The organism is Beijerinckia sp. 28-YEA-48 (assembly GCF_900104955.1).
In the GTDB taxonomy this organism is placed as follows: domain Bacteria; phylum Pseudomonadota; class Alphaproteobacteria; order Rhizobiales; family Beijerinckiaceae; genus Terripilifer.
Map to the genome: position 1 here is coordinate 60,157 of NZ_FNSI01000001.1, position 19,138 is coordinate 79,294.

Below are 19,138 nucleotides of genomic sequence, written 5' to 3' on the forward strand. Positions count from 1 at the left end.
TGCTACTTGTAGTAATATTTGAACAGCTCGTTCTGCTCGGCTTCGGTCAGTGGCTTGCTGATGAATTTGAGCGCCAGCGCATCTTCCATGGCCACATCGATGCCGACGCGGCGTTTCAGATCCAGCGCCTCCTTGGGGGTGAACTGGTCGCGCGCGATACGGATCTCTTTTTCCGGAAGGTCATAGATCTTGCAGAAAATCAGCAGTCCTTCGTCGCCCTTGTACATCCAGTCGAGGGTTTCGTTGTAAGCAGCGAGGAAGCGCTTCAGCACGTCGGGCCGTTTCTCGATGAAGTTGAGATTGGCCACGTGCATGCGCGCCGTCATGTTGCGATATTCGGGAATGTCGTCGTAGCGAGCGAGAAGCCGGATCTTCTTGTCTTCGAGAAGATCGATGCCGAAGGGCACGGCCGACCAGCCGACATCGATCTGTCCGGACATGACCTGCGCATAGGTGGCTTGCGACGTGCCGGTCGCCACCGGTGTCATCGCCACGCCGGTTTGCTTGATCAGCTTCAAGGTGGCGATGTTGGAGGAAGAGCCGCCGGCGGAGAAGCCGATGGTTTTGCCGGCCGCTTCTTTCAGGGATTTGAGCGGCGAGTTGGCGGGGACATACCAGAAAATGTCGCGCGCACCCGAGGTTGAAGACGCGATGGGGCGGATCGGCGCGCCTTTGGCGAAAGCGGCCATGATGGAGGCGGTGCCCGTGCCGATGGCCACGTCGACACTGCCCGAGATCAGCGCCTGCAAGGTTTCGCCTCCGCCGGAGGTGTAAAGAACTTCAACCTTGATGCCGTGTTTGGCGAAAATGCCAGCGCGCTGACCGACATCAGCGACGGAGGTCTCCCAGTTTCCGCGCTGGGGGATCGCCACTTTGACGACATCCTGTGCGCTGGCCAGCGAGGGCAAAACAGTTGCGATCATAAGGCTGAAGAGCGCAGGCAAATGGGCAGGCAGATACCTTGAACGATACGCCATAAGTTTCCTCCCGGTGCGAGCGATCACGCTCTAGAGTCTTTCACCGTTTCACGGTGAAAGACTTCAGGCTCTTGCTTGACGCGTTTTCTTCACGCGAACCGGAATCCACTTCGCTCGAAAACGCTTTAGGGCGCGATACGCATCTGTCCTCCGGAGGGCAGTTTGCCCCGGTTCCGGGTGAACGTCGAGAGTGCAAATGGCGATCTTTTGCAGATCTATTTCGTACTTGCGTAGTGAGCGAGGGCGAGAAGGTCGTGGTCGGATGTGCCGACGATCACCGCCGTCATGGCCGTGTCGGCGCCACTGCGGCGATTGTCGCGGAAGGCCTTCATCGCCTCGAACATATAGTCGATGCGCTGGCGGGAGAGGCGCGGCATCTGTTCGCGTCCTTCAAGGCCATCGCCATGGCAGGACGCGCAACGCAGACGCTGCGCCAGTTCGGCGCCCTGCTTGACGAGCGCGGGATCGGCGGCTTCATCGCTCGGCTCTGGCTTGAGCTTGGAATAGTGTTCCGCCAAGGCCTGGATTTCGTCGTCCTTCAGCTCCTTGACGAAGGGCATCATCTGCTCGACCTGACGCACGTTCTCGCGCATCAACACCAATTGGTTGAGCACGAAGAATTCTGGCTGGCCGGCGAGCGATGGAAATTTCTCCATCTTGGAATTGCCGTCCTCGCCATGGCAGGCGGCGCAGGTTTCCAGGCGCTCTTTGAGCGCCTGTGCGGTGGCGGTGTTGGCGGAAATGCTGGCGGCCAAGAGAATGGCCGCCAGTCCGAATGCACGGTTCAATCGTTTCATCGTCCCTACCGTTTGGCGGTTTGGCCAGAACCGTAGCTGATGCGGTAGATCGCGCCATTCTGTTCGTCGGAGACGAGCAGCGCGCCATCGGGCATCTGCAACACATAGGCCGGACGACCGTAGAATTTGTTGTCCTTGGTGTCGAGCAGGCCGGTCAGGAACGGCTCGATTCTAGCCTTGCCACCGGAGGTGCGCGCGACGACGACATCGTAGCCGAACTTCTGTTCACGGTTCCAGGAGCCGTGACGAGCGATGAAGGCGACATTCTTATAGGCCGCCGGGAACATCGAGCCGGTGTAGAAGCGAATGCCCAGGCCCGCCGCATGGGGGCCGGTGAGGGCTGCCGGCAAGATGACGCCGGCGCAGGCGTTCGGCTTCTTGATGTCGGGATCGGCAATGCCGTTGGCGTGGCAATAGGGGAAGCCGAAGTTGGCGCCGACCATGTTCTTGGGCAGACGGTTCAGCTCATCTTCCGGTCCGGCATTGCCGGCCCAATCGCGGCCGTTATCGGTGAACCACAATTCGCCGGTGATCGGATGCCAATCGAAGCCGACGGTATTGCGCACGCCGCGCGCGACGATTTCCATGCCCGAGCCATCGGGATTGTAACGGCGAATCTGGCCGTGAACGCCGGGGTTGATCTCGCAGATGTTACAATTGGCGCCGACCTGGATGTAGAGCTTTCCATCGGGACCGAAGGCGGCATATTTCCAATTGTGATGGGCTTCCGGCGGCAGGCCGAATTTCTCGGTGAGATCGACGGGCTCGCCCGGATTGGCCAGCTTGTCCTCGATATTGTCGTAGCGCAGCACGCGATTGATCGCGAGCACGTAGAGCGCGCCGTCCTTGACCACAAGGCCGTTGGGTTGGGTGAGGCCGGTGAGCAGGGTTTTCACCTCGCGCTTGCCGTCCTTGTCGGTGATCGCATAGACGCGGCCCAGCGAGCGGGTGCCGACAAACATCGTGCCCTTCGGCCCGACCACCATGGTGCGCCCGCCCGGATGGCCGCTCGACCAGACTTCCGCCTTGAAGCCGCGTGGTAGCTTGATCTTGTCGAGTGGCAGGCGATCGACCGCAGTGGCGAGCGGTGGCACGGGGATCGGCGCGAGCTTGGTGTCTTGCTTGCTGGCGGTGGGATTCGACAGATCCATGCGGCTCAGGCCAGGCGGCCCGGCGGGCGCGGCCGGAGCAGCTGCAGGGGCTGATGGTGCGGCAGGAGCTGCTGGCGCAGCCGGGGCCGGTTGCTGGGCCAGCGCGACGGCACTGAAGGCTAACGTCGCCGATAGCGAAAGCGCCGTGAATGCAAGCGAACGATGCATGATAATTCCTCCTCCTCGTCAGCCGGCTGCAACTTCTTGCGCAATTTGCCGGCCCCTTCAGCAGGTTAGGGATGTGTGTCGTATCTGGCAACCATTCAAAGGTCGGTACATGACATCCATTGAAGGCGCGCGTATAGACAGGCTGAAAACGTAAGCCGAGCTCCAGGCTCGGCGCGGGAGGAACCAATGACTGCGGATCCCAGGGTACAAAAGGGCGGTGCGCAAGTCGCCGATATCGGGCACAATTCGGCGGCGCTCGAAGAGAAGCGCGAAACGCTTTATCACCGTAAGAAAGACCGCGTGTTCGTGCGCGGCATCCAAGGCGAATATAACGTCAAGCAGGAACTCGATCGGCTGCGGTCGGTGCCGCGCGTGCGTAAGGCCAAGGACATCCAATTCGTCGACGGGCCGCAGGCGTTCAGCCGCCATTATGTCGAGCCGAAGGACGGCATCACCCAGACCTTCCACATGCATCTGGAAGAATATGCGCCGGGTGCTTCGTCGCAGAAGCACGGTCACGTCAACGAGGCGGCGTTCTATATTCTCGATGGCGAAGGCTATGAGATTCACGACGGCGTGCGTTACGACTGGAAGGCTGGCGACATCGCCATCGTCCATAACAACTGCGTGCATCAGCACTTCAATGCGTCGAAGACCAAGCCAGCCCGGGCGCTCGTGATCAAGACGAAGCCGATGTATCTCTTCCTCAACATGCTGTTCCAGAAGACCGTCAAGGAGCGGCCCGTCGACGTGACGCCCGAGTGCGAAGGCTTCGAGGCGCGCGAGATCGAGGACGACTTCAACCATCCCAAGGGAGGTTATTGATGGCTTGGGGCGAAAGCGCCAGCTGGCTCGAAGGCCAGAACAACGAACATCTCTATCAGCGCTTGTTGGATGACGCGCGCGATGCGCCGTCGCGCAATGCGCGCCGCAAGAAGATCGTCCGTCCGCATGAAATGCCGTGGGAGATGTCGCGGCAGGGCCTGCTGAAGCATCTGCTCAACGAGCAGATGAACACGCGCATCGAAACGGTCGACGCCTATATGCAGATCATTCCGCCGGGCTCGCGCTCAGGCAAGCACCGGCATCTCGCCGAGGAATGCGTCTATATCCTCGAAGGGCGCGGCTACGACCTGCATCAGGATTGCGATGTCGAGATTACCGATGTGTTCTCCTGGACACCGCAGGAGGAGATCAGGAAGTTCGAATGGGAAGCCGGCGACTATATCTATATTCCGCCGAACACCATTCATCAGCATTTCAACGCCGACCCGGAGCGTCCGGTGCGGGTGATCTCGTCGACGGCGCGCATCTTCAAACAGATGGGGCTCAACACGCTCGATCAAATGGAAGATGCACCAGAGTATGATGCGACCGTCACCTTGAACGAGCAGGTCATTCGCGAGTTTTTGCGTGGCGAGCGTCGCGGCAAGAATCTCTAGGGCCGGCTATAGGAAACCCCTTGGTGTCATCCCGGACACCTGCGCAGCAGGTGATCCGGGATCCAGGGGCGCGTGACGAGTGTTGCCTGTTGCAATACGCCGAAGTTTACGCCGCGATTGAAGTCTTTACCGCTCGCCCCTGGGTCCCGGATCACGCTGCGCGTGTCCGGGATGACACCAAGGTTTTGCGGCAACCTAACGCTCGGCCTATGGATAAATCTTCTTAGCCAAAGCGATGCCTTCGTTCTGCCGGTCTGGATCGGTGGTGCCGAGCAGTTTGGCATTGGCGAAGGGCCTGACCTCGGGCGGAATCTTGTCGGCGAGACCATCGCGCACGATGCCCATGCCGGTCTTTGCCCACAGCAATTGCGCTTCCTCCGACATGCCGTAGTCGATGTAGAGGCGGGCCGCGTTGGGATGCGGTGCATTGCGCATCAGCGTGTTGCCATACAGCACGAAGGGCACGCCCTCGGCCGGGATGATCGGCTTGACGGGGAGGCCCTTGAGATTGGCGATATCGGTGAGAATGAACGGGACATAGACCGAATATTCGCCGCGGGCGACGCGTCGGCCGGCTTCGCGCATGTCGCGGGTGAAGGACGGATCGTTCTTCGCCATCTCTTGGTGGTATTTTTCGCCGAGCCCCGGCGCGTTGAGCTGGGCGAAGAACATCAGATAGCCGCCGCCGACGGCGCGCACGTCATCGGAAAGAATCTTGCCCTTCCACTTCGGATTGGTGAGGTCGGCCCAGCTCTTGGGTTCGTCCTCCGGCTTGACCATCGAGGAGTTGATGAGGATGCCATAGGGGATCGTCATCGACGGCGCGAACAGGTTGCCGCTCGTCATCTTGGCGAAGTCGGGTTTCAGCGTGGTGATGTTGGGCACGGCTTCGTGCGGAACATAACTCTTGTCCTCACGGGCGATCAGACGGGCCTGGCCTTCCGACGTATAGGTGATGTCAGCGATGAAGCGGCCGGCGCCCTGTTCGACGCGGGCGCGCTCGCGAATGTCGGAGCCACGGCCTTCGAGCATGTTGACGGTGATGCCATATTTATTCTGAAAGCCTTGCACGATGGCCTTCAGCGTCGGATCGCCAACGAGCGCCGTATAGACAACAAGTTCCTTCTCGTTCTTGGCATCGGCGATCACTTTCGCCCAAGCTGCGCTCGGAGCAGCCTCTTGCGCGAACGCCGATGGCGCGGCCAGAGACAGCGCCATGGCGAGAATGATCTGTGCCCCTCTGCTGTTTGTTTTTCTTGTCGATTTCATATTTCCCTCCCTTCCAATTGTTTATTCCTAGTGCAGGTTTCTATCCTTTCCGCCGTCGTCCGTGCGGTCGAGATTGTCGCTGAGGCGCCTCTGCAGAGCGCTGATGTCGATCTGCTGCACGCTGCCCGAGCCGGCGAGGTCGAGCGCATGGGCGGCCGCCGCGCCCATGGCCATGCAGGGGCCCATCACGCGCACGCTCGACAGGGCGGCGAGATCGGCATCAATGCAGCGGCCGGCGGCGCAGAGATTGTCGGCGTCTTCGGGAATGAGCGAACCGAGCGGAATGTAATGGGCGTGATCCTCCGGAAAGGTCTGCCAGGCATAGCCGGCGCCGTGATCGTGCAGCTCGACCGGCCAGGCGGTGCGGCCGATCGCGTCGGGATGGCGAAAGCCGCGCCGCACTTCATCGAGCGAGAGCTGATGCTTGCCGACGATCCAGCGGGTCTGCCGGATGCCGGGCATGCCATAGCTGCGGATCTTCGCCTTGCCGAAGCAGGCGGGAAATTGCTCCATCAGGAATTTGACGGAGAGATCCGCCTGCGCTTTGCCGTCGAGCGTTGATTTGGAGGCAGCGAGTGGCTCAAGCGGCGTTTCCGTATGGGTCATGTTGAGCGCGGCGATGTTGCGGCCGGGAATGACGAAGGAAACGCAATTGCGGCGCAGGAGGCCGTAGGCTTCGCCCTTTTCTTCCATCTTCTGCGCCAGTTCCGCGCGCGTTGGATGGGCGGCCTCGTCGATATTTTCGACAACCACCATTTGCGTGCCGAACACCGGATTGCCCGACGGCTCACGGCAGGCGAACCCGCCGAGCCAGGCGAGGGCTGCATCGCCCGAGGCGTCGATGAAGCCGGTCGCTTCGACGATCACATCGCCGTAGCGTGTCGCCAGCTCGATCGATTTGACGCGGCGGCCATCGCGTTCGACGTGGCGCATGATGGCGCCGAGAATGGTGGTGATGCCGCTCTTGCGCACGCTCTCTTCGACCCAGCGGCCGAGCGCGATCTCATCGTAATAGACGACCGTCGTCACCGGCCCGTGGCGGTAATGCAGCGCCTTGTCCATGGCGCCAAGATCACGCAGAATGTCGTCGGCGATGCCATGGGTGAATTGATAACCGAAATTGCCATTCGAAAAGAGGCCGCAGAATGTGCCGATGATCGAATTGACGGCTTGCCCGCCGAGCACCGGTAATGAATCCACCAGAATAACCCGGCGCCCGAGACGCGCGGCTTCGAGCGCGGCGGAAATGCCGGCGGCGCCGGAGCCGATCACGCAGATGTCGCAGGAAACCCGTTGTGTCGGCGCATGGGCGTCGCGACGAACGATGCGCGTTCCAGTTGCGACTTCGCCGACGGTCTCGGGATTGGAGTGTTCGGAATGCGCCAGCCCCATATGATGTCCTCTTTTGATGATGTTCTTTTTGTTCTTGGCGGCGCAGGTTAGCGGCGCAGCCGGGCCAAGCAAGTGATTTTATAACGTGGTTTTATGATGTGGATTGTTCCACTTCAGGAACCTCGCCGGGCGTTGTCGGTTCTCGTAACAGGAACAGGAAGGAGAATGCAGTGGGCAGGTTCCTCGTTGCGGCTGTGTCCGTGCTATCGGTGATTGTCTCGCAGGCTAAAGCGCAGGAGGCGGTCGGGCAATTCTACAAGGGTCGCACGATCACCCTTGTGGTGGGAACGTCGGCTGGCGGTGGTTACGACACCTATGCCCGGCTGATGGCGCGCTTCCTCAGTGCTCATGTTCCCGGCGCGCCAAGCGTCATCGTTTCCAACATGCCGGGCGCTGGCAGCAATGTGATGGCCGCCTATGTGGCCGCTTCCGCGGTGAAGGATGGCACCATCATCGGCGCACCGTTTTCGACCCAACCGCTCGCCGGCATTCTCGAAGATGTATCGCGGCTGCGTTACGATCCGACGCGGCTGCATTATCTTGGCAGTGCGACGGCGGATCTCTTCGTTTGCGTGGCGCGTCCCGACGCGCCAGCCAAGACCTTCGCCGACACATTCAAGGCCGAGATGGCGATGGGCGGCACCGCCGAAACAGGATCGACGGGCTATCTGCCGGTGCTGCTCAACAATGTATTGGGCACGCAGTTCAAGCCGGTGCTCGGCTATCCTGGTAGCCGCCAGATCATGGCGGCGATCGAGAAGGGCGAAGTGCATGGCATGTGCGGAATCAATTGGGCGAGCCTGACCACGCAATATGCGACCTTGCTCAGCGAAAAGAAGATCCGTGTGATTGCGCAGGAAAATGCCCGGGGTGTCGACGAGCTCGACAAGCAGGGCGTGCCGCGCACCCTGGAGTTCGCCAAGACGGACGAGCAGCGTGCCATTCTCAATATCATTTACGCGCAAGAGGTCTTCGCGCGGCCGTATTTCGTCGCGCCTGAAGTGCCGCGCGAGCGGCTTGCCGCTCTGCGCCAAGCTTTCCTGGACACATGGAAGGCGCCGGAGCTTCTGACCGAGGCCAAGCGCATGGGGCTCGATGTCGATCCGACGTCCGGCGAAGACCTGCAGAAGCTGCTGGAGAAGATCTACGCTTCGCCGGCCGATCTCCTGGTAAAAACCAGAGAGGCGATCCGGCTGAAGCGTTGATCAGCCCGATCGCGCGCGCAGCGCCTCGATGAGGACGGCGATGTCCTGCGGCAACTCGCTTTGGAACGTCAGCGCATCGCCGGTGATCGGATGGTCGAACCCGAGCACGGCAGCGTGCAGGGCCTGGCGGCCCAATTGCTCCAGCAACTGGCGGGAGGTTTCGTCGAGCAAGGCCGCCTTGGTGCGAACGCTCGCCGCATAAAGCGGGTCGCCGAGCACCGGATGGCCGATATGGGCCATGTGGACGCGGATCTGATGGGTGCGGCCGGTTTCCAGACGACAGGAGACCAACGCGGCGACGGGTGTTTCGTCACCGCGGAACATTTCCTGCAGTTCCCAATGGGTGATTGCCTCGCGGCCGCGATCGGCGCGCACGACCGCCTGTTTTTCGCGCTGGCCGGGATGACGACCGATGGGGGCGTTGATGACGCCGCCGCGCCGGGGCGCGCCCCAAACCACTGCCTGATATTCGCGGTCGAGCCGCAGGGTGCGGCCGTGGTCGGCAAACAGTGCGGCGAGGCCCTGGTGGGCCGCATCGGTTTTGGCGACGACGAGCAGGCCTGACGTGTCCTTGTCGAGGCGATGGACAATCCCCGGCCGTTTCACGCCGCCGACGCCCGAGAGGGAATCGCCGCAATGGGCGATGAGCGCATTGACCAGGGTGCCGGTCTCGTGCCCGGCGGAGGGATGTACGACGAGCCCAGCCGGCTTGTCGATGATGACGAGGTGCTCGTCCTCGAAGACGATGTTGAGCGGAATATTCTCGCCTTCCGGTTCGGCGGCGACGGGCAACGGCAGGTCTAGGGTGACCGTCTGGCCGCTCCGAACCTTGGCCTTGGGGTCGCTGGTAGGGTGGCCATCGATACTGACCTGGCCGTCCTCGATCAGCGCCTGGATGCGGGTGCGCGACAGGGCTTCGCCGGCGGTATCGGCCAGCGCCGCCAGATAGCGGTCGAGCCGCTGGCCGGCGTCGGCTTCCTCAACGGTATGGCTGCGTTTTCCGGCCTCTGGCGTCGCCAGCAGGCGCGGCGGCGGCCGCGGTCGATCCTCTTCAGGGTCGCGAAGTTTGGCAAGGCCCGCTTGATAGCGGCGTTTGGCATGCTGGTTCATGGGCGGAGGGATAGCACAGCGTCCTCGATCGGACTAAGGCTTTGGCATGAATCAGCAAGAACAGAGACAAATCCACGGAAAAGCAGTTGTCGTGGGGGCAGGGCCGGCTGGCCTGATGGCGGCGGAGCGCCTGGCGCAGGCCGGCGTCGCCGTGACCGTTTTCGACCGTATGGCGTCGCCGGCGCGGAAATTCCTGCTCGCCGGGCGGGGCGGGCTCAATCTGACCCATAGCGAGGAATTCGACCGATTTCTGACGCGGTATGGCGCGGCGGCGGACAGCCTACGGCCGATGATCGCGGCCTTTCCGCCCCAGGCCCTGCGCGACTGGAGCGCGGATCTGGGCCTGGCGACCTTCGTTGGGTCGAGCGGCCGGGTGTTTCCGGAAAGTTTTAAGGCTTCGCCGCTGCTGCGCGCCTGGCTGCGCCGCCTCGATAGCTTGGGCGTGACCTTGCAGGCGCGCCATGTCTTCAAGGGCCTTGCCGCCGGCAAAGTGCTCCTGGCCGATTCGACCGGGCAGGAGGTCGAGGTCGCGGCCGATGCGACCGTCCTGGCGCTTGGTGGCGCGTCCTGGCCGCGTCTCGGCTCGGATGGATCCTGGGCGCCGGTGTTCGAGAATCAGGGCATCGCGGTCGCGCCGCTGCGCCCCTCCAATTGCGGTTTCGAGATCGATTGGTCGGACCATCTGCGGCAACGCTTTGCCGGCACGCCGCTGAAGAACATCGCCTTGAATTTTGACGGCCAGCAGGTGCGCGGCGAGGCGCTCGTCGCCGATTACGGGATTGAAGGCGGGGCGGTCTATGCGCTGTCGCCGCTGCTGCGCGAGGCGATTGCGCGCGATGGCCACGCAACCCTGACGGTCGATCTGCGTCCCGATGTCGATGTCGAGCCGTTGGCGGCGCGGCTCGCGGCACCGCGCGGCAAGGCGTCGATGTCATCGCATTTGCGCAAGGCGGCGGGCCTGGGGCCGGTCGGCTCGGCGCTGTTGTATGAAGCCGGCGCTTTGCCGAGCGAACCCGCGGCGCTGGCGGCCCTGATCAAAGCGCTGCCGCTGCGCCTGCAACGGACGCGACCGATCGAGCGCGCCATTTCCAGCGCCGGCGGCATCAGCTTCTCGGAAGTCGATGAGAAGCTGATGCTCAAGCATGTGCCGGGTGTTTTCCTGGCCGGTGAAATGCTCGATTGGGAAGCCCCGACCGGCGGCTATCTGCTGCAAGCTTGCTTTGCGACGGGTTTTGTCGCGGGCGAAGCCGCAGCAGACTGGGCGAAGCGGAAGTAAGACCTTAAATGGTTTCTTCCGCCCATTCCGGCGGGATGATGCCCATTTTCTCGGCCTTGTTCAGGTAATATTTCCAGAGCTTGCCGACGTGGAACTCGCGCATTTCGGATTTCTCGAGCAGGTCGAGTTCTTCCGGCGTGAGCGGCTTGAGCTTGCGGCCGGCTTGCAGCACCTGCATCTGCGCCCGGGCGTTTTCATCGAAATGGACGGCGTCGACCAGCAAGGCCGGCACCGATTCCGCCACCAGCACGAGGCCATGGGCGCGCATCAGCGCGGCGTGATGGGGCCCAAGATCGTTGGCCAGGATTTTGCCCTGTTCCTTGCTCTTGATGTGGGTCGGGTCGTTGCTGGTGGGAATGCCGCTCGACCAGCGGGCGGCGCGCGAACGCATGGGTACGAGCTGCACGTCGTCCATCATGGTGAACATGATGGCGAGCTCCATATGGCAATGGACGAGCGAGTTGACGTCCGGACGCGCCTTGTAGATTTCGCCATGGATCGGAATTTCGATCGGCGGCTTGCGATCGTGGTCGCCGAGAATATTGCCTTCGAAATCGACCATGATGAGACGGTCGGGATCGATATGAGAACGTGGGTCCGTCGAAGGCTGAATGTAATAGGCGTCCTGGCCGGGAATGCGCACGCTGACATGGCCGGAATAGTCCAGCATGCCTTCCATCACCAGAATGCGCGAAGTGATGGCCACTTCGCGACGCAGGCGCGCCAGTGAATTCGATGTCGATATTGTACCACTCATGATCGTTTCGTTCCCTTGTACGTTTATTTTGAAGTTGTGTTTTGTTCGACGGTGCCGATCACCTCGTTGAGGCGCTGGGCAATCTGAGGCGGCGCGGCGACAATTTCAGCGACGATCTTTTGCACTTCTGCGCCGCTCACCGCGTCGATCTCGAGATTCTCGCGTTTGGCTTCCTCCTGGAATTTGGGATCGGCGACCATGGTGTCGAAAGCGTCGCGCAGCACTTTCACACGTTCTGGCATGGTGTCGGGTGCGGTGAAGATGGGCCGGCCAATGGCGGTCGGCGCCGAGAGCAGTTTCAGGACGGCGCGGTCGTTGTCGTTCTTCGCCAGGTCCATCAGCAGCGGCACGTCGGGAAGATCGTCGGCCTTGCTGAGACCGATCTGCACGAGAATGTTGATCTTCTTGTCACGCAGCCAATCGGCCCGGGTCGACTTCCAGGATTGCCAGGTGTTGGATCCCCGCACCGCGACTTCGCCACGTTCGAGTGCGATGTTGATATCGTTGCCGCCGGGATAGCCCAGGATGATCTTGAACTTGGTGCCGAGAATGGCGTTCATCGCCTTGGGATATTGCGAGGAGGTTGAACCACCGGTGGCGCCGACGGTGACTTCCTGCTTCATCGCATCTTCGATGGTGCGGATGCCGGACGTATGCCAGGCTGCGGTGGTGTTGTTCTCGCGGCTTGGGTTGCCGATATAGATCAGCTTGGTGACGTCGAAGCGAATTTGCGGATCGCCCAGCGCCTGCGCGATGGCAAGCGACTGATCGGCCGTGGCCAGTACGGTGCCGTCCTTGGGTGCAGCTGCGGCGACCCAGGCGGTCGCGGTTCGGCTGCCGCCACCTGGCATGTTGCGCGGCACGATGACCGGATTGCCGGGAATGTAATTGGCCAGGAAACGCGCCATCAGGCGCGCGTAAAGATCATAGGTTCCCCCGCTCGAATAGCCGATGATCATGTCCATCTTCCGGCCTTTGTAAAAGGCTTCGGGGGACTGGGCAGCGGCGGGCCAAGCGCTGAGGGCGGCGAGGGCAGCCACGAACGGTAGGCGCGGGAAGCGAGCCATATGATGTTTCCTCCGGGATGATTTTGATGCTGTTTCTCGGCAGCTATGATCGGCGATATACTGTCCCTTGGCGGTTTGTTCAATCGTCGCGGCGCAAATAGGAGCGGTAGATGGCTCGGGACAAGCGATTACACGGACGCGTGGCGCTGGTCATTGGTGGCGGCGGAGAAATCGGCGGCGCGATCGCGCGCCGTTTTGCTTATGAAGGCGCCAGTGTGTTGGTTGCCGATCTGCGCTTGGCGCCAGCTGAAGCCGTGGCCGACGATATCCGTACTGCTGGGGGCAATGCGGGTTCCCTCGCCATGGATGTGACAGTGCCGGAAGAATGCGCGCGCGCCTGCGCCAAAGCGGTGGATTTATTTGGTAAACTGACGACGCTGGTGAATGTGGCCGTGGCTGTGACGCCCATCTTGAGCGTCGAGGACTTGGATTTGAGCGATTGGACTCAAGCTTTGGCGGTGAATCTCACGGCCAGTTTCCTGACAGTGAAATATGCTGCACCTTACATGCGCAATGTTGGCGGTGGATCGGTCATCAACATCGCTTCGCAGCTTGGCCATATTGGCGTGGCGCAGCGCTCGGCTTATGCAACGACGAAAGCCGGATTGATCCAGTTGACTAAATGTATCGCGGTGGAACTGGCGCCGGATAATATTCGCGCCAATACGATTTCGCCCGGTTCCATCGACACGGATCGCAGCAGTCGCGCCTATGGTTCGCGCGAGAATGCACGGCGTATTCGTGGGCCGGCGCATCTTCTGGGGCGAACGGGCCGCGTTGACGAAGTGGCTTTCGCCGCGGCGTTTTTGGCAAGTGATGAAGCCTCGTTCATCACTGGCACGGATCTTCTGGTTGATGGCGGCTATCTCGCTTTCAAGGGCGAGATGCCGGCGAAGGATGTTTCCGCGCCGCAGAAATAATTTATGGGCGAGAAGTCATTCCAAAAGGGCAACGACCCATAACACAAGGCTGGCGATCGTGGTGACGAGCGCTGCGAGGCGGTCGCCATCCAGACATAAGACGATCGCGGCGACGACCAAGGCGGCCAGTGGCATATGCCACCAGCCGTCTTGAGTTGAGGGACCACTCGGTTGCTTCATGGCAACAATTTACATGGAGGGCACGTTATCGCGCAGCCATGGGAATATGTCGCCGAGCAGCGAGCCCGGCCACGGGATGGCCAGTAGCTGATCGAACAAGCCATAGATGAAGAGCGTCATGAACGCCGCCATGATGAACGTCAACTTCCAACGTTCACGCCCTTCAAGACGCATGAACGAGATGATGAAGATCGGCACCGTGGGAATAAGCCCGATCAAGGCCATGGAGATCAGGAACCCCACCATCCAGCCAAAGAAGATCGCGCCACGCAGAAGGATGGTGCGAGGAGGCAGATGGGTGATGTTGCTGGCGATATCCATATGGACCTTGGCATTGGGGTCCGCCACCGCCGCCAAATCGGTTTCGCCCGGTGTTATGGGCTTAGGCTCGGGCTCCGGACGCTTAAAGACCTCGTTCAGCAGCGAGAGGGAGCAGAAGAGGATCGCGCCGGTACCGACGATCATCGGAATGATCTTGGCCGAGAAATTCCACTGCACCGCTTCGAGCATCATCACCGAGAACAGGCAGAGCAGCCCGATCGGGAAGACGTGCGAGGGGCGCAGACGCGGCGGGGACAGCTCTCCGATCATTCCGCGCAGCCCGCCGTGACGTCTGACGTCCTGCAAGAATGGCCGTAGAATGCTGATCGCCGACATCAGGAACAAGATGACGACGAGCGGGCGCAACATCCAGCTCGTGCCGTAGCGTTGGATCGAGATGAACATGTAGCGTTCGAGAATGCTGCCGAGGATGAAACCCAGGACCAGCGGCGGGCGCGGCCATTTGAAGTGCTTGGCACCCCAGGCGATGACGCCGAAGCACAGAAGCGAGATCAGATCGCCCCAGCTGCGGTGACCTTCGAAGGCGCCGATATAGACGAAGCAGAGCACCACAGGCAGGATCAGCGTGTAGCGCAGCGTCGCCATTTTCGCGAACTGCCCCGAGAACAGGAAGCACAGTCCCGAGCCGAGGATGTTGGCGATGGCGATGCTCCACACCATTGAATAGGTGAGGCCGAGGTTCTTGGTCAGCATTTCCGGTCCCGGAACGAGGCCGTGCATCAGAAAGGCGCCGAGCAGGATCGCCATGCCGGCGGAGCCGGGCACGCCGAAGACCACGGTGGGCACCAGCGCGCCGCCCTCGCGGGAGTTGGTGGCGCTTTCAGCGGCGATCACGCCGCGCACGTCACCACTGCCGAAGGTCTGCATCGCACCCTTTTCTGTGCGGATGGCATGGCCGTAGGAGATCCAGTCGATGACCGAGGCGCTGATGCCGGGAATGGCGCCGATGACGGAGCCGATCCAGGCGCAGCGCAGGACCAGGAACCAATTGCGGAAGCAATCCTTACATCCGGCCCAGAGGCCGGCGGTGGTGTCCATCATCTGTTCGGACTTCACCACGGCGGTGCGCGCCACGGCGAGATCGCACAGTTCCGGCAAAGCGAAGACGCCCAGCGTGACCGGAACGAGCGGCAATCCTTCCCACAGATAGAGGCTGTCGAGCGTCCAGCGCAGGGTGCCTGTCTGCGGATCGGAGCCGACCATGGCGATCATCATGCCGAAACAGGCCATCGTCAGGCCGCGCAGCGGCGTATTGCCGGAGAGGACCGCGACCATGGAAATGCCGAACACGGCCAGGCCGAGCAGTTCGGGAGAGCCGATGAAGAGAATGGCCGGCCGGATGATCGGCAGGGTGACGCCCATCAGGATGGCGCCGAAAATGCCGCCCATCAGCGCCGACATATAAGCGGCGCCCAGAGCCCGCCCGCCTTCGCCGCGCTTCGTCATCGGATAGCCGTCGATGGCGGTGGCGGCGGAGGCGGCATGGCCCGGCGCGCCCAGCACGATGGCCGAAATCGGATCGGCCGTTGTCGTGGTGGCGCCCAGGCCAAGCAGCAAGGCCATGGCGGTTGTTGGGTCGAGATTATAGGTGAAGGGCAGCAGCAGCGCTGTACCGGCGACGCCGCCGATGCCGGGCAGAATGCCGAGCGCGAGACCCATCACCACGCCGCCAAAGAGATAAAGCAGGCGGTGCAATTCCATCATCGAGAGAAAGGCCGATCCGACAGTCGAAAGCAGGTCGGTTTCCATGATTAAATCCTGAGTAAGCAAAGTCGCTTCTGATTGATGCCGCCGATGCGCAGCATTGGGCGCAAGGGGGCACGCGAATGTTTTGAAAAGGTGCGGACGGGCGCTACGCGCGTCGCATCACGCGGGCTGCGTCACGCGCGCGAAAATGCGATCGTGTGACGGACAGGCGCGATCAGATGTGTGCGGGCGGAGGTCCGCGAGCGCTGACTAAAAGAAAGGCGCTCGGCTTGGCCGGCGTATCGTCTGGGAGAAACCCAGTTGATGAGATGTAAGTGACGGCCGGAACGGGCGTCAAAACAGCAGAGAACAAGCCATCGCCACGAAAGCCGGGCGGCTCGTCGCCATCGCCATCAACGGAATCGAGAACGGCGCTGTCGAAGACGGAGGCGATTGACGAAGGTGCCTGAGAGACACGGTCGAATTGCAAACTGACGAGCGCGAGGAAGACGAGCGCAATACCGGTCAGCCAGGCCAACGGCCTGCTTGATGCTGCGGTAGAGCGGAATCCCCAAATCATGTCGGCCGTTCGCCTTGACGTTTCCCCTGCGGTCTTGTGACGACCGCAGCGCAAGCCTTTGCACGTCCGAGCGAATAAGTCCAATAGTGAACGATAGTGAATAATAGTGCCAGTCGGCCTGTAAGCCGGGTTTTGTAGGGCCGCAGCGTGAGCTGCGACGTGACGGCCATTCCTCTGGGACGACTGTTACCAGCCGCCTCAAGCAACCAACCCGGGCGACGATCCGAAGAAGGATCCGGACCCGAAGGTCCTTGCCGCCCCTATTCGGTTTTGCTCCCGGCGGGGCTTGCCATGCCGCGCCCGTTGCCGGCCGCGCGGTGCGCTCTTACCGCACCTTTTCACCCTTACCGTCCGGAGTTGCCTCCATCTGGCGGTTCGATCTCTGTGGCGCTATCCCTGGGGTCACCCCCGCCGGACGTTATCCGGCGCCGTTTCTCCGTGGAGCCCGGACTTTCCTCTGCGTGAGCAGCGGCCGTCCAGCCGACTGGCGGGCAAGTCCTACGGCACCAGACCACGGAAGACAATGGTCCCGGTCAAGTCGCGGGGCCCGGTCACGTCGCGGGCGGCCAGGTGGCTGTCGCTAAGTTGCCGACAAGCGGCGCGATCATACCGCCGCGATGATGGCAGCGCTTGAAGCCGAACGATAGGGTGGCTCAGATATCCGCGTCGTCGGCTCGAGCGCGCGCCCGCTGATTGGCGCCGCGCAGTGATCCGATCGTCGATGAGGGGATTTGCTTGATGAATTTCTCGGAAAGACGCAGATTTACATCGCTTGGGAGTCATATTTGACACGTTTCATCCATGTCTCTGCTCCAGTTTGATAAAAGCGGGAACCAAGCCGGCGGCATATGCATTTGATATAAGCTGTCGAACATATCTGGGTCTTGCCCGTCGGGTCTTGCCCGTTCGTTCTGATCAAGGAGGCTCATATGAAGAAGTTTGCCCTGGCAGGTGTTGCTCTTGCTGCGGTCCTCTCTCTGGCTGCTTGTAACTCTCCGGGCGAACGCGCCGCGGGTGGTGCGTTGATCGGTGGCGCCGGCGGCGCGCTTGTTGGCGCGGCGGTCTCTGGCGGTTCGGCTGGCGGCACGCTGGCGGGCGCGGCCATCGGTGCGGCGGGCGGCGCTGTCATTGGAGCCAACACGGGCCCGCGCTATCGCTACGGCTGCCGTCGCTACGGCTATGACTATTACGGCCGCCGCGTCTGCGTGCGCTAAGGGAAACGACTCTGTTCAAATCGCCTCTTTAGGCAAGCAAAATCACATTCTATCGAAACGCGATTTGCTGTAGCTATCGGGCATGGATGATTTCGTGCCCGATAGTTTTTTGGTCTCCGATCTGCAGCCCTCCCCAAACCACGGTGAGCGGCGTGGCTGCGACGGCCCCGATGCCATCATCCTGCACTACACCGGTTTGAGAACGGGCGATGAGGAAGCCGCCTGGCGCGCTGATCCCGGCGGCGAGGCGTTGCGCTGGCTGGTCGATCCGGTCTCGCAGGTGTCGAGCCATTATCTGGTGCACGAAGATGGGCGTATCGTGCAGCTCGTGCGCGAGGCGCGGCGGGCTTGGCATGCGGGACGTTCGTCCTGGGCCGGCGAAACCGACATGAACTCTTTCTCGATCGGCATCGAAATCGCCAATGCTGGCCATGATGGCGGCCTGCCGCCGTTTACCGACAAGCAGGTCGAGGCGGTCATCGTGCTTTGTCGCGATATCGCCGCCCGGCATCGGATCGAGCCGCAGCGTATTCTCGCGCATTCCGACATCGCGCCCGGTCGCAAGATCGATCCGGGCGAGCGTTTTCCGTGGGACGAATTGCATCGCCAGAGCGTCGGCCATTGGGTGCAGCCGGAGCCGATTGGCGGTGGCCGATTTTTCGCCCGTGGCGACAGCGGCCAGCCGATCGAAGCGCTGCGGGCGATGCTGGCCATGTATGGCTATGGCATTGGTGTCGAGGCTCTGTTCGATGAAGAGACCGAGAATGTTGTTGCCGCGTTCCAGCGGCATTTCCGTCCGGCGCGGGTCGACGGCGTCGCCGATAGTTCGACCATTCTCACATTGCGCAATCTGATCGCGGCGCTTGATGCGCCGGCGATCGTTTAGGCCATTCGTTTGCGTCCAGGAGGCAATATGGCAACCTTTCTCATCACCGGGGCGAACAGGGGCATCGGTCTTGAACTCGTGCGTCAGGTCGCCGCCGCCGGCCATCATGTGCTGGCCGCCTGCCGTGGTCCGGGGCGGGCCAAGGAGCTGATGGCGCTGGAAGGTAAGGATGGTTACGACGTCGAAGTCGTGCCAATGGATGTGACCGAAGCCAATTCGATCGGCACGGCGAAAGCCCATATCGGCACGAAGCCGATCCATGTGCTCATCAACAATGCCGGCATCATGGGCGACGATCCGCAATCGCCGCTCGATATGAACTTCGATGTGCTGACACGGGTGTTGACCGTCAACACCGTGGCGCCGCTGCGAGTGACGAAGGCCTTTTTGCCCAATGTGGAAGCGACGAAGGGCAAGGTGATCGTCATTTCCAGCGCCATGGGCAGTTTCGGCTACGAGGAAACGTCGAAGATGGCCTATTGCACGTCGAAGACCGCCGTGAACCGGCTGTTTCGCGGGCTGGCTTCGGAGTTGCGCCCGAAGGGCGTGGCTGTCGGCATTTTCTCACCCGGCTGGGTGCGCACCGCCATGGGCGGCCCGTCGGCCGCATTGTCGGTGGAAGAGAGTGTGCGCGGCTTGCTACAGCAGATCGAACGCCTGGACCTTGCGACCAGCGGCAGTTTCAGCAACTACGCCGGTCGCAAGCTCGATTGGTAGTC

19 protein-coding genes and 1 other RNA gene are annotated in these 19,138 nt (G+C 61.7%); 8 read left to right on the plus strand and 12 right to left on the minus strand.

Annotated features, from left to right (window positions below; genetic code table 11):
• Window positions 1-2: 2 nt before the first annotated feature.
• The 3 genes from BLW50_RS00280 to BLW50_RS00290 all read right to left on the minus strand — a co-directional run bounded on the left by BLW50_RS00280 (window position 3) and on the right by BLW50_RS00290 (window position 3,093).
• A complete protein-coding gene (locus BLW50_RS00280) occupies window positions 3-977 on the minus strand; it encodes an ABC transporter substrate-binding protein (protein ID WP_090696117.1) in 975 nt (324 codons plus the stop codon).
• A gap of 215 nt (window positions 978-1,192) precedes the next feature.
• Window positions 1,193-1,765, minus strand: a complete 573-nt coding sequence (locus BLW50_RS00285) for a c-type cytochrome (protein WP_170849904.1) — start codon at window positions 1,763-1,765, stop codon at window positions 1,193-1,195.
• Window positions 1,766-1,779: 14 nt separating this feature from the next.
• Window positions 1,780-3,093 carry a PQQ-dependent sugar dehydrogenase gene (locus tag BLW50_RS00290; protein WP_090696119.1) on the minus strand — a complete coding sequence of 438 codons (1,314 nt, stop codon included), beginning with the start codon at window positions 3,091-3,093 and terminating at the stop codon, window positions 1,780-1,782.
• A 186-nt stretch (window positions 3,094-3,279) separates the two neighbouring features.
• On the opposite strand from BLW50_RS00290, the gene BLW50_RS00295 reads away from it, so the two are divergent.
• Window positions 3,280-3,918 (plus strand): cupin domain-containing protein, encoded by a 639-nt coding sequence (locus BLW50_RS00295; protein WP_090696120.1) that lies wholly within the window; start codon window positions 3,280-3,282, stop codon window positions 3,916-3,918.
• Complete coding sequence (locus tag BLW50_RS00300; protein ID WP_090696121.1) at window positions 3,918-4,535, plus strand: cupin domain-containing protein; 618 nt, start codon at window positions 3,918-3,920, stop codon at window positions 4,533-4,535. The genes BLW50_RS00295 and BLW50_RS00300 overlap by 1 nt, the downstream gene beginning before the upstream one ends.
• 207 nt (window positions 4,536-4,742) lie before the next feature.
• Here BLW50_RS00300 and BLW50_RS00305 read toward each other — a convergent pair whose 3' ends face one another.
• Together BLW50_RS00305 and BLW50_RS00310 are read right to left on the minus strand one after the other, a co-directional pair.
• On the minus strand, window positions 4,743-5,804 hold the full coding sequence (locus BLW50_RS00305; RefSeq protein ID WP_090696122.1) for an ABC transporter substrate-binding protein: 1,062 nt from the start codon (window positions 5,802-5,804) through the stop codon (window positions 4,743-4,745).
• Between the two features lie 27 nt (window positions 5,805-5,831).
• Entirely contained in the window at window positions 5,832-7,196 is a 1,365-nt protein-coding gene (locus tag BLW50_RS00310; RefSeq protein ID WP_090708478.1) for an FAD-dependent oxidoreductase, read from the minus strand.
• 170 nt (window positions 7,197-7,366) lie between these two features.
• On the opposite strand from BLW50_RS00310, the gene BLW50_RS00315 reads away from it, so the two are divergent.
• Window positions 7,367-8,401 carry a Bug family tripartite tricarboxylate transporter substrate binding protein gene (locus tag BLW50_RS00315; RefSeq protein ID WP_090696123.1) on the plus strand — a complete coding sequence of 345 codons (1,035 nt, stop codon included), beginning with the start codon at window positions 7,367-7,369 and terminating at the stop codon, window positions 8,399-8,401.
• Here BLW50_RS00315 and BLW50_RS00320 read toward each other — a convergent pair whose 3' ends face one another.
• The gene (locus tag BLW50_RS00320; protein WP_090696124.1) at window positions 8,402-9,511 is read right to left on the minus strand and encodes an RluA family pseudouridine synthase; all 1,110 of its coding nucleotides are present in this window, start codon (window positions 9,509-9,511) and stop codon (window positions 8,402-8,404) included.
• A 46-nt stretch (window positions 9,512-9,557) separates the two neighbouring features.
• Between BLW50_RS00320 and BLW50_RS00325 the strand changes: the two genes are divergently transcribed.
• Window positions 9,558-10,787, plus strand: coding sequence for a BaiN/RdsA family NAD(P)/FAD-dependent oxidoreductase (locus tag BLW50_RS00325; RefSeq protein WP_090696125.1), 1,230 nt, complete (start codon window positions 9,558-9,560; stop codon window positions 10,785-10,787).
• A 4-nt stretch (window positions 10,788-10,791) separates the two neighbouring features.
• Here BLW50_RS00325 and BLW50_RS00330 read toward each other — a convergent pair whose 3' ends face one another.
• Both BLW50_RS00330 and BLW50_RS00335 read right to left on the minus strand, forming a co-directional pair.
• Entirely contained in the window at window positions 10,792-11,544 is a 753-nt protein-coding gene (locus BLW50_RS00330; RefSeq protein ID WP_090696126.1) for a class II aldolase/adducin family protein, read from the minus strand.
• 23 nt (window positions 11,545-11,567) lie between these two features.
• Window positions 11,568-12,611 carry a Bug family tripartite tricarboxylate transporter substrate binding protein gene (locus BLW50_RS00335; protein ID WP_090696127.1) on the minus strand — a complete coding sequence of 348 codons (1,044 nt, stop codon included), beginning with the start codon at window positions 12,609-12,611 and terminating at the stop codon, window positions 11,568-11,570.
• 110 nt (window positions 12,612-12,721) lie between these two features.
• On the opposite strand from BLW50_RS00335, the gene BLW50_RS00340 reads away from it, so the two are divergent.
• Window positions 12,722-13,531 (plus strand): SDR family NAD(P)-dependent oxidoreductase, encoded by an 810-nt coding sequence (locus tag BLW50_RS00340; RefSeq protein WP_090696128.1) that lies wholly within the window; start codon window positions 12,722-12,724, stop codon window positions 13,529-13,531.
• A 15-nt stretch (window positions 13,532-13,546) separates the two neighbouring features.
• Here BLW50_RS00340 and BLW50_RS30555 read toward each other — a convergent pair whose 3' ends face one another.
• The 4 genes from BLW50_RS30555 to rnpB form a co-directional block, all read right to left on the minus strand.
• Window positions 13,547-13,711: a hypothetical protein gene (locus BLW50_RS30555; protein ID WP_170849905.1), complete on the minus strand. Its 165-nt coding sequence runs from the start codon at window positions 13,709-13,711 to the stop codon at window positions 13,547-13,549.
• A 9-nt stretch (window positions 13,712-13,720) separates the two neighbouring features.
• Window positions 13,721-15,802, minus strand: coding sequence for a tripartite tricarboxylate transporter permease (locus tag BLW50_RS00345; RefSeq protein ID WP_090696129.1), 2,082 nt, complete (start codon window positions 15,800-15,802; stop codon window positions 13,721-13,723).
• A gap of 172 nt (window positions 15,803-15,974) precedes the next feature.
• Window positions 15,975-16,277 (minus strand): hypothetical protein, encoded by a 303-nt coding sequence (locus BLW50_RS00350; RefSeq protein ID WP_090696130.1) that lies wholly within the window; start codon window positions 16,275-16,277, stop codon window positions 15,975-15,977.
• A gap of 147 nt (window positions 16,278-16,424) precedes the next feature.
• Window positions 16,425-16,807: RNase P RNA component class A (rnpB, locus tag BLW50_RS00355), an RNA gene on the minus strand.
• Between the two features lie 441 nt (window positions 16,808-17,248).
• Here rnpB and BLW50_RS00360 point away from each other — a divergent pair.
• From BLW50_RS00360 to BLW50_RS00370, 3 genes are all read left to right on the plus strand, one after another.
• Entirely contained in the window at window positions 17,249-17,533 is a 285-nt protein-coding gene (locus BLW50_RS00360) for a hypothetical protein (RefSeq protein WP_090708481.1), read from the plus strand.
• 82 nt (window positions 17,534-17,615) lie between these two features.
• The gene (locus tag BLW50_RS00365) at window positions 17,616-18,419 is read left to right on the plus strand and encodes an N-acetylmuramoyl-L-alanine amidase (RefSeq protein WP_090696131.1); all 804 of its coding nucleotides are present in this window, start codon (window positions 17,616-17,618) and stop codon (window positions 18,417-18,419) included.
• Between the two features lie 27 nt (window positions 18,420-18,446).
• On the plus strand, window positions 18,447-19,136 hold the full coding sequence (locus BLW50_RS00370) for an SDR family oxidoreductase (RefSeq protein WP_090696132.1): 690 nt from the start codon (window positions 18,447-18,449) through the stop codon (window positions 19,134-19,136).
• The last annotated feature ends 2 nt before the right edge of the window (window positions 19,137-19,138 follow it).

Bases quoted from the DNA above. Each gene is read 5' to 3' on its own strand.
- BLW50_RS00280 (WP_090696117.1), bottom strand. From the start codon at position 977: ATGGCGTATCGTTCAAGGTATCTGCCTGCCCATTTGCCTGCGCTCTTC.
- BLW50_RS00290 (WP_090696119.1), bottom strand. From the start codon at position 3,093: ATGCATCGTTCGCTTGCATTCACGGCGCTTTCGCTATCGGCGACGTTA.
- BLW50_RS00295 (WP_090696120.1), top strand. From the start codon at position 3,280: ATGACTGCGGATCCCAGGGTACAAAAGGGCGGTGCGCAAGTCGCCGAT.
- BLW50_RS00300 (WP_090696121.1), top strand. From the start codon at position 3,918: ATGGCTTGGGGCGAAAGCGCCAGCTGGCTCGAAGGCCAGAACAACGAA.
- BLW50_RS00305 (WP_090696122.1), bottom strand. From the start codon at position 5,804: ATGAAATCGACAAGAAAAACAAACAGCAGAGGGGCACAGATCATTCTC.
- BLW50_RS00310 (WP_090708478.1), bottom strand. From the start codon at position 7,196: ATGGGGCTGGCGCATTCCGAACACTCCAATCCCGAGACCGTCGGCGAA.
- BLW50_RS00320 (WP_090696124.1), bottom strand. From the start codon at position 9,511: ATGAACCAGCATGCCAAACGCCGCTATCAAGCGGGCCTTGCCAAACTT.
- BLW50_RS00325 (WP_090696125.1), top strand. From the start codon at position 9,558: ATGAATCAGCAAGAACAGAGACAAATCCACGGAAAAGCAGTTGTCGTG.
- BLW50_RS00330 (WP_090696126.1), bottom strand. From the start codon at position 11,544: ATGAGTGGTACAATATCGACATCGAATTCACTGGCGCGCCTGCGTCGC.
- BLW50_RS00335 (WP_090696127.1), bottom strand. From the start codon at position 12,611: ATGGCTCGCTTCCCGCGCCTACCGTTCGTGGCTGCCCTCGCCGCCCTC.
- BLW50_RS00340 (WP_090696128.1), top strand. From the start codon at position 12,722: ATGGCTCGGGACAAGCGATTACACGGACGCGTGGCGCTGGTCATTGGT.
- BLW50_RS30555 (WP_170849905.1), bottom strand. From the start codon at position 13,711: ATGAAGCAACCGAGTGGTCCCTCAACTCAAGACGGCTGGTGGCATATG.
- BLW50_RS00345 (WP_090696129.1), bottom strand. From the start codon at position 15,802: ATGGAAACCGACCTGCTTTCGACTGTCGGATCGGCCTTTCTCTCGATG.
- BLW50_RS00360 (WP_090708481.1), top strand. From the start codon at position 17,249: ATGAAGAAGTTTGCCCTGGCAGGTGTTGCTCTTGCTGCGGTCCTCTCT.
- BLW50_RS00365 (WP_090696131.1), top strand. From the start codon at position 17,616: ATGGATGATTTCGTGCCCGATAGTTTTTTGGTCTCCGATCTGCAGCCC.
- BLW50_RS00370 (WP_090696132.1), top strand. From the start codon at position 18,447: ATGGCAACCTTTCTCATCACCGGGGCGAACAGGGGCATCGGTCTTGAA.